Origin of the sequence: Stenotrophomonas sp. PS02300, from assembly GCF_029959395.1 — a bacterium.
GTDB lineage: Bacteria > Pseudomonadota > Gammaproteobacteria > Xanthomonadales > Xanthomonadaceae > Stenotrophomonas > Stenotrophomonas maltophilia_AD.
This window is the reverse complement of record NZ_JASCOP010000152.1, coordinates 1-7877: the sequence shown is the minus strand read 5'-3', so window position 1 is coordinate 7877 and position 7877 is coordinate 1. Positions and strand designations below refer to the sequence as shown.

The following is a 7877-nucleotide window of genomic DNA, read 5'->3' as shown; positions in this document are numbered from 1 at the left end:
GGGGTCCCCTACGGGACACGCCGTGAATCCGTCCATGGAGGCTTGTCGAAAACATCCATGTTTTCGACAGTCCCTACGGGGACCCCCGCCGCTGCCTCACGACACATTGCGGCGCCTCCCTGGCGTCGACTGTTTTTTGGTAGCGCCGGCCGTTGGCCGGCCCTCGGGATCACGGGCCAACCGGTATTTCCCGAACTAACTGGAAGAAAGAATTCATGAGCATTGCCGAACACCAGAAACGCGCTGAAACCCTGCTGCTTGCGGCAGGCATCCTGCCGGTGGTTACCGTGCACACGCTTGACCAGGCGCGCGCGGTCAGCGCGGCGTTGCTGGAAGGTGGGCTGCCGGCGATCGAGCTGACGCTGCGGACGCCGATCGCGATGGAGGCGCTGGGCATGCTCAAGCGCGAGCTGCCGGATGTGGTGGTCGGTGCGGGCACGGTGCTGACGGTGGAGCAGATGCAGCAGGCCATTGATGCCGGGGCGGATTTCCTGGTGACGCCGGGCACGCCGGCGTTCATGGCCGACGCACTGGCGGAAGCGCCGTTGCCGGTGGTGCCAGGTGCGGCGTCGCCGACGGAGCTGCTGGCGCTGTATGCGCGCGGTTTCCGGGTGTGCAAGCTGTTCCCGGCCTCGGCGGTGGGCGGACTGGCGATGATCAAGGGCCTGGCCGGTCCGATTCCGGACCTGAAGCTGTGCCCGACCGGCGGCATCACGGAAACCACGGCGGCCGAGTACCTGGAGCAGAAGAACGTGGTCTGCATCGGCGGTTCGTGGATGGTGCCGGGCAACTGGATCGAGAACGGCGAGTGGGACAAGGTGCGCGAAAGCGCGGCCCAGGCGGCGAAGATCGTAGCCAGGGTCCGCTCGCGCTGAACAAAAAAAGCCCGGGACTTCCCGGGCTTTTTTTTGGGCATGCGGCGGGGTTACATCGGCCGCGCCGGGTCCACCAGGCCGTACTGGCTGGCCATGCGCGCCAGCGCGATGTTGTCGTGGATCCCCATCTTCTCGAACAGGCGCGCCTTGTGGGTGTTGACGGTCTTGGCGCTCAGGCTCAGGCGCTTGGCGATGTCTTCCTGGCGCAGGCCCTGGGTCAGCAGCAGCGCCACTTCCAGTTCGCGTGGGGACAGGCTGTCGAACGGCGACTGGCTGCCTTCGACGTTGGACAGGGCCAGGTTCTGGGCGATGCTGCTGCCCAGGTAACGCCGGCCGAGCGCGGCGTCGCGCACGGCGCGCAGCAGCTCCTGGGCGTCGCAGGCCTTGCCGATGTAGCCGGAGGCACCGGCTTCGAGCAGGCGCTTGGGCATCGGGCCGTCTTCCAGCACCGACACGATCACCACGCGGGTGCCGTGGTCGCCCCGGACCACGCGTTCGGTGACTTCCATCCCGCTCACGCCGGGGAGGTGCAGGTCGCACAGCACCACGTCCGGGCGCAGCTGGCGGATCGCAGGCAGCGCGTCTTCGCCGGATTCGGCTTCACCCACCACTTCGATGTCCGTCTCATTGGACAGGATCATCTTCATGCCGGTTCGCACCAGCGCGTGGTCGTCCACCAGATACACTCGAATCGTCATCCCACCCACCTTCGTCCAAACGCTGCAAACCGGGGCCAGCCTAGCGACGGGGTACTGCGATAACAAGGAAGTTTGTCCCCCATCAGCGCGTTCTGATGCCCGCGTCACATCCGTGCCGGGCTACCCCTGCCCTTTGCCTATCACCCCAGGCCATATCGGTTTATTGGACCTATCACGGTCCGCGGAAACCCCTGCCGCATCCAGCCTGCTCCCAGCAGGCCGGTCAGTGCCGGCGGCGCCAGGGATGGCGGCGGCGGAACATCACCAGGAAACACCCTACCACCCAAACCAGTGCGGCACACCATCCGGCCAGGATGTCGGAAGGGTAATGCACGCCCAGGTAGATGCGTGAAAGGCTGACCGAGCCGGCGAACAGCACGCCGAACGCCACCGCCGGCCAACGCCAGCGGGTGTTCCAGGCCAGCAGCACCAGCACGGCGGCGAGGGTCATCGACCCCATGGCGTGGCCGCTGGGGAAGCTGTAGGTGCTTTCCGGGGCGATCGACTCCCACAGGCTCGGCCGGTCGCGCTGGAAGAACTGCTTGCTGCCGATGTTGAGCAGGGCCGAGCCGGCGAAGCTGAGCGCGGCGAAGCTGGCTTCGCGCCAGCGCCGGCGCAGCAGCAGAACGGCCACGATCAGGATGTCGGCCGGGATCACGCCCCACTGGTAGCCGATCCGGGAAATGAACACGAACGCGGCATCCAGGCTGGGCCGGGCCACGGCATGCATCTTCCACAGCAGCGGGGCGTCGAAGTAGAACGCCTCCAGCTCGTGCACTTCGTCGGCCAGGGCCACGAAGCCGGCCAGCGGCAGCAGCACGCCGGCAAACAGCAGCACGAAGCGCCAGGCATTGCGCGCCATCCAGTGGCGGAAGCCGGCGGCCGGCTCCGGCGCCGCCAGCACGGCGGGCTTATCCGACGCTTCGGACATACTTGCGTTCGACGTACGCGTCGATCAGCGCCACGAAGTCCTGGGCGATGTTGTCACCGCGCAGGGTCACCGTCTTTTCGCCATCGACGAACACGGGCGCGGCCGGGGTTTCACCGGTGCCGGGCAGCGAGATGCCGATGTTGGCGTGGCGCGATTCGCCGGGCCCGTTGACGATGCAGCCCATCACGGCCAGGGTCATGTTTTCCGCGCCGGGGTGGCTCACCTTCCATTCCGGCATCTTGCCGCGCACGTGGTTCTGCACGACCTTGGCCAGCTCCTGGAAGAACTCGGAGGTGGTGCGGCCGCAGCCCGGGCACGCGGTGACCAGCGGGGTGAAAGCGCGCTGGCCGGTGGTCTGCAGCAGTTCCTGGGCGACGATCACTTCCTGCGTGCGCGACTGGCCGGGTTCGGGCGTCAGCGAAATGCGGATGGTGTCGCCGATCCCTTCCTGCAGCAGCACGGCCAGTGCCGCCGAGGAGGCGACGATGCCCTTGCTGCCGATGCCGGCTTCGGTCAGGCCCAGGTGCAGGGCAAAGTCCGAACGCTGGGCCAGGTCGCGGTACACCGCGATCAGTTCCTGCACGCCGCTGACCTTGGCCGACAGCACGATGCGGTCGCGCGGCAGGCCCAGTTCCACGGCGGTGTGCGCCGAATCCAGCGCCGAGCGGATCAGCGCTTCGCGCAGCACCCGGCCGGCGTCCCACGGCTGGGCGCGCTGGCTGTTCTCGTCCATCAGGCGCGCGGCCAGCGACTGGTCCAACGAGCCCCAGTTGGCGCCGATGCGCACCGGCTTGTCGTAGCGGATCGCGAATTCGATCAGCTGCGCGAACTGGGTGTCCTTCTTCTTGCCGAAGCCGACGTTGCCCGGGTTGATCCGGTACTTGGCCAGCGCTTCGGCGCAGGCCGGTTCCTGGGTCAGCAACTGGTGGCCGTTGTAATGGAAGTCGCCGATCAGCGGGACCTCGATCCCCATCATCCGCAGCTTTTCCACGATGCGTGGAATGGCGGCGGCCGACTCGGGATTGTTCACGGTCAGGCGCACCATTTCCGAGCCGGCCCGCCACAGCTCGGCCACCTGCTTGACGCTGGAGGCCACGTCGGCGGTGTCGGTGTTGGTCATCGACTGGACCACCACGGGCTGGCCCCCACCCACGACCACGCCACCGATGCGGACAGGCTGGGTCTGGCGGCGGGCCCACACGGTGGTGTCGGAAGGTTGGGTCGGTTGGCTGACGGCGTCGTGCATTCCCCATTTTACCGCACCCGCGCGCCCCCGATGCGGCCGATTGTCGCAGGCAGCCAACCGCGCAAGCGCATACGATGGCAGCCGATGACCGGTACCGACGCCCCCTTCCTACGCACCCTGTGCAGCCTGCGCTGGCTGGCCGTGGCCGGCCAGGCCGCGACCATCCTGGTGGCCAGCTGGGTGCTGGGGCTGGAACTGCCGCAGCTGCCGCTGTGGTCCGGGGTGCTGGTGCTGATCCTGTTCAACCTGTACGCGCAGTTGCGGGTGCTGGATGCCGATACCGCGCCGCTGACCGCGTTCTGCCACATCCTGGTGGACGTGGCGGTGCTGACCTGGATGGTCGGCTGGAGCGGCGGGGTCGGCAACCCGTTCGGCTCGCTGTTCCTGATCCTGATCGCGCTGGCCGCGCTGGCCCTGCCGGTGCACTGGACCCTGGCCGTGGCCGCCGCCTGCCTGATCGGCTATGCGGTCAGCGGCATTTTCGGCAAGCCGCTGCCGCATGGGTACTTCACCGCCATGGACCTGCACCAGTGGGGCGTGGTGGCCAACTTCCTGCTGTCGGCGGCGGTGGTGCTGGCCTTCGCCACCCGGCTGGCGATGGCGCTGCGCCGGCGCGAACACGAACTTGCGCTGCTGCGCGAACGCTTCGCGCGCAACGAGGGCATCGTGGCGCTGGCCACCCACGCCGCCTCGGTGGCGCATGAACTCAACACGCCGCTGGCGACCATGACCCTGCTGGCCGACGACATCGCCGACCAGACCGACAACCCGGAAGTACGCGACGACGTGGACACGCTGCGCGAGCTGCTGGTGCAGTGCCGCGAACGGGTGCTGGCACTGGCCCGCCCGGCCGCCGGCCAGGCGCGCGGCAACGAGGCGGTAACCCTGCCGCAGGTGCTGGAGCAGTGGCAGCTGGTGCGCCCGACCATCACCCTCAAGCGCAACGAGGATGCCCCGCTGCAGCTGCCGCTGGACCCGGGCATCGGCCATCTGTTGATGGTGCTGCTCAACAACGCCGCCGACGCCGGCGAACAGGCCGAACGGCCGCAGGTGGACCTGACCCTGCGCATCGAGGGACACGACCTGATCGGCGAAGTGCGCGATTACGGGCGCGGTTTCGACGCGCGCGATGCGGTGCTCCCCGGCACCCTGTTCAACAGCGGCAAGACCCAGGGCATGGGCGTGGGCCTGGCCCTGTCCCATGCCACCATCGAGCGCCTGGACGGCGAGTTGTGGATGCGGCCTGCGCAAGGCGCCGGCACCCGCGTCGGCTTCCGCCTGCCCCTGGCTGCACCGGAGATTTCGCCATGAATACCCCCACCCTGCCCGCCTCCAGCCACGGCCTGCTGGTCGACGACGACGAACTGTACCTGCGCACGCTGCAGCGCAGCCTGGCCCGCAAGGGACTGGAAACGGTGACCGCCAGCGACATCGCCTCGGCACTGGTGCTGGCCCGGCAGCAGCCGCCGGCCTACGCGTTGATCGACCTCAAGCTGGGATCGGAATCCGGCCTGGCGTTGATCCAGCCGCTGCGGGCGCTGCGCGAGGACATGCGCATCCTGCTGGTGACCGGCTACGCCAGCATCGCCACCGCGGTGGAGGCGATCAAGCTGGGCGCCGATGACTACCTGCCCAAGCCGGCCACGGTGCCGATGATCCTGCGTGCGCTGGGCGAGGAAGACGACGGCCCGGCCGACGATGGCGAGATGGAGCCACCGGATGCGATGACCCCGATCAGCCGCCTGCAGTGGGAACACATCCAGCAGGCGATGCATGAGACGGGCGGCAATGTCTCGGCCGCTGCACGCCTGCTGGGCATGCACCGACGTTCGTTGCAGCGGAAATTGGCGAAACGCCCCAGCCCGGAGCCGCGGTAAAAGCGCATTCGCGCTTTCACCGCCGGCGTCTTCAGCCGCGAAGCCGACCCAACAGCTCCAGCGTCACCGGATCGGTGATGCCGTGCGGCTCGCCCTGCAGCGCCGGCAGCAGCTGGCTGGCCAGCTGCTTGCCCAGCTCCACGCCGAACTGGTCGAAGGCGTTGATGTTCCAGATCAGCGACTGCACGTACACGGCGTGCTCGTACATCGCGATCAGCGTACCCAGCGACTGCGGGGTCAACGCGTCCAGCAGGATCAGCGTGCTCGGGCGGCCGCCCGGGTACTCGCGGTGCGGATCGTCGCTGCCCTGGCCGTTGGCCAGTGCTTCGGTCTGCGCCAGCAGGTTGGCCATCAGCGCCTGGTGGTTGATTTCATACGGGTCGTCGTTGTGCACGCAGCCTATGAAATCGGCCGGGATCACGCTGGTGCCCTGGTGCAGTGCCTGGAAGAAGCTGTGCTGCACGTCGGTGCCCGCCCCGCCCCACCACACCGACACGGTGTCGCTGCCGACCGGGCTGCCGTCGAGCTGCACGCGCTTGCCCAGGCTTTCCATCACCAGCTGCTGCAGGTAGGCCGGCAGCAGCGCCAGGCGCTGGTCGTAGGTCATCACCGCATGGGTGGCATGGCCGAGCAGGTTGCGGTTCCAGATGTCGGTCAGGGCATGCAGCACCGGCAGGTTCTGCGCCAGCGGCGCGTTGAGCGCGTGTGCATCCATTTCGGCCGCACCGGCCAGCAGTTGTTCGAAACGTTCGAAGCCGATCGCCAGCGCGATCGGGAAACCGACCGCCGACCACAGCGAATAGCGCCCGCCCACCCAGTCCCACATCGGCAGCACGCGGCCGGCGGCGATCGAGAAGGCCTTGGCGGCGCGCTCGGGGTTGGCGCTGACGGCGTAGAGGCGTTCGCTGCCGCCCAGCCAGTCATGCAGGATCTGTCCGTTGAGCAGGGTTTCCTGGGTACCGAAGGTCTTGGAGATCAGGATGCCGGCGGTGGTGGCCGGGTCCAGCGTGGCCAGCGTGCGCTGCATGGCGGCGCCGTCCACGTTGGAAACGAAATGCACGCGGAAGCGCGCGCCGGTGACGGGACGCAGCGCGTCGGCGACCAGGCGCGGACCGAGGTCCGAACCGCCGATGCCGACGCTGACGATGTCAGTGACGTTGGTCTTTTCCAGCGCGGTGATCAGTTCGCCCATCTGCGCACGCACCTGCGCGGCGGTGGCGAAGGCTTCAGCGGCGACCGGGGCGCCACTGACATCGCCACGCAGGGCGGTGTGCAGCGCGGCGCGGCCTTCGGTGACGTTGACGGTCTCGCCACGGAACAGGCGCTGGAAGCCGCCGGCGACATCGCGCTCGGCGGCCAGCTGCAGCAGCGCATCCAGCGCCGCGCGGTCGTACTTCTGCCGCGCGAAGTTGGCATACAACGGACCGACCCGCAGCCCCAGCGATTGTGCGCGACCGGGTTCGGCGGCGATCAGTGCGGGGATGCTCGCGCCACGCAGGCGCTGGGCATGGGAGTGAAGCGGGTCGAATCCGTTGGTCTGTGTCATGCGGCCTGGGTCGGGATGCTGTCGTTGGTGTGGGAGATCTGGTTGTTGCCGTCCACATATACCAACTTCGGCCGGAAGCTGTCAGCTTCTTCTTCACTCATGCTGGCGAAGGCGGCAATGATGATGATGTCGCCGACCTGCACGTGGCGCGCGGCGCCGCCGTTGAGCGAGACCACGCCGCTGCCCGCTTCGGCGCGGATGGCATAGGTCGAGAAGCGCGCACCATTGGTGACGTCCCAGATGTGCACCTGCTCGAACTCGCGGATGCCGGTGGCCAGCAGCAGGTTGTCATCGATGGCGATGGACCCTTCGTAGTTCAGCTCCGAATGGGTCACGGTGGCGCGGTGGATCTTGGTCTTGAGCAGGGAGAGGTGCATGGCACGGGACGACGTAAAGGAAAGGGAAATTCTAGCACCCGGGGGCTAGATGGCAGAGGCCGGGCTTGGCCCGCTGCCCGCGGTTCAGGCAGATGACGGACCCTACTGTCAGTGGTGCCCTTTTGAACGGCATTCGACAGTTGGCTGATTCGCCGGGCTTTGCCCGGCAGCTGACGGTTTCTGGCGAACAGCTGGTGGCCAGCAGTTCCTCTGGCTTGGCGGGACGGTGCGGGTTTGCGGGGGACGCCGTGAATCCATCCCTGGAGGCTTGGTCGCGGCATCCATGCCGCTCACACCCCCGCAAACCCGCCCCGACCCGCCTTTGAC

At 67.8% G+C, this 7877-nt stretch carries 8 protein-coding genes; 3 read left to right on the top strand and 5 right to left on the bottom strand.

Features of this window, described 5'->3' with window-relative positions:
- Nucleotides 1-215 precede the first annotated feature (215 nt).
- Nucleotides 216-875 carry a bifunctional 4-hydroxy-2-oxoglutarate aldolase/2-dehydro-3-deoxy-phosphogluconate aldolase gene (locus tag QMX79_RS18585; protein WP_282248101.1) on the top strand — a complete coding sequence of 220 codons (660 nt, stop codon included), beginning with the start codon at nt 216-218 and terminating at the stop codon, nt 873-875.
- A gap of 50 nt (nt 876-925) precedes the next feature.
- Here the strand turns inward: QMX79_RS18585 and QMX79_RS18580 are convergent, their stop codons facing one another.
- The 3 genes from QMX79_RS18580 to ispG all read right to left on the bottom strand — a co-directional run bounded on the left by QMX79_RS18580 (nt 926) and on the right by ispG (nt 3750).
- On the bottom strand, nt 926-1573 hold the full coding sequence (locus QMX79_RS18580; RefSeq protein WP_282248100.1) for a response regulator: 648 nt from the start codon (nt 1571-1573) through the stop codon (nt 926-928).
- Between the two features lie 223 nt (nt 1574-1796).
- Nucleotides 1797-2504, bottom strand: a complete 708-nt coding sequence (locus QMX79_RS18575; protein ID WP_282248099.1) for a phosphatase PAP2 family protein — start codon at nt 2502-2504, stop codon at nt 1797-1799.
- Nucleotides 2485-3750 carry a flavodoxin-dependent (E)-4-hydroxy-3-methylbut-2-enyl-diphosphate synthase gene (gene ispG / locus QMX79_RS18570; RefSeq protein WP_282248098.1) on the bottom strand — a complete coding sequence of 422 codons (1266 nt, stop codon included), beginning with the start codon at nt 3748-3750 and terminating at the stop codon, nt 2485-2487. Before ispG ends, QMX79_RS18575 begins: the two co-directional genes overlap by 20 nt.
- An 84-nt stretch (nt 3751-3834) precedes the next feature.
- Between ispG and QMX79_RS18565 the strand changes: the two genes are divergently transcribed.
- Nucleotides 3835-5061: an ATP-binding protein gene (locus tag QMX79_RS18565; protein ID WP_282248097.1), complete on the top strand. Its 1227-nt coding sequence runs from the start codon at nt 3835-3837 to the stop codon at nt 5059-5061.
- Entirely contained in the window at nt 5058-5627 is a 570-nt protein-coding gene (locus QMX79_RS18560) for a response regulator transcription factor (protein WP_282248096.1), read from the top strand. Before QMX79_RS18565 ends, QMX79_RS18560 begins: the two co-directional genes overlap by 4 nt.
- Before the next feature lie 31 nt (nt 5628-5658).
- On the opposite strand, the gene pgi is transcribed toward QMX79_RS18560, so the two are convergent.
- Both pgi and panD read right to left on the bottom strand, forming a co-directional pair.
- Nucleotides 5659-7173: a glucose-6-phosphate isomerase gene (pgi, locus tag QMX79_RS18555; RefSeq protein ID WP_282248095.1), complete on the bottom strand. Its 1515-nt coding sequence runs from the start codon at nt 7171-7173 to the stop codon at nt 5659-5661.
- On the bottom strand, nt 7170-7550 hold the full coding sequence (panD, locus tag QMX79_RS18550) for an aspartate 1-decarboxylase (RefSeq protein WP_068850963.1): 381 nt from the start codon (nt 7548-7550) through the stop codon (nt 7170-7172). The genes pgi and panD overlap by 4 nt, the downstream gene beginning before the upstream one ends.
- Nucleotides 7551-7877: the final 327 nt, after the last annotated feature.

Bases quoted from the DNA above. Each gene is read 5' to 3' on its own strand.
- QMX79_RS18585 (WP_282248101.1), top strand. From the start codon at position 216: ATGAGCATTGCCGAACACCAGAAACGCGCTGAAACCCTGCTGCTTGCG.
- QMX79_RS18580 (WP_282248100.1), bottom strand. From the start codon at position 1,573: ATGACGATTCGAGTGTATCTGGTGGACGACCACGCGCTGGTGCGAACC.
- QMX79_RS18575 (WP_282248099.1), bottom strand. From the start codon at position 2,504: ATGTCCGAAGCGTCGGATAAGCCCGCCGTGCTGGCGGCGCCGGAGCCG.
- ispG (WP_282248098.1), bottom strand. From the start codon at position 3,750: ATGCACGACGCCGTCAGCCAACCGACCCAACCTTCCGACACCACCGTG.
- QMX79_RS18565 (WP_282248097.1), top strand. From the start codon at position 3,835: ATGACCGGTACCGACGCCCCCTTCCTACGCACCCTGTGCAGCCTGCGC.
- QMX79_RS18560 (WP_282248096.1), top strand. From the start codon at position 5,058: ATGAATACCCCCACCCTGCCCGCCTCCAGCCACGGCCTGCTGGTCGAC.
- pgi (WP_282248095.1), bottom strand. From the start codon at position 7,173: ATGACACAGACCAACGGATTCGACCCGCTTCACTCCCATGCCCAGCGC.
- panD (WP_068850963.1), bottom strand. From the start codon at position 7,550: ATGCACCTCTCCCTGCTCAAGACCAAGATCCACCGCGCCACCGTGACC.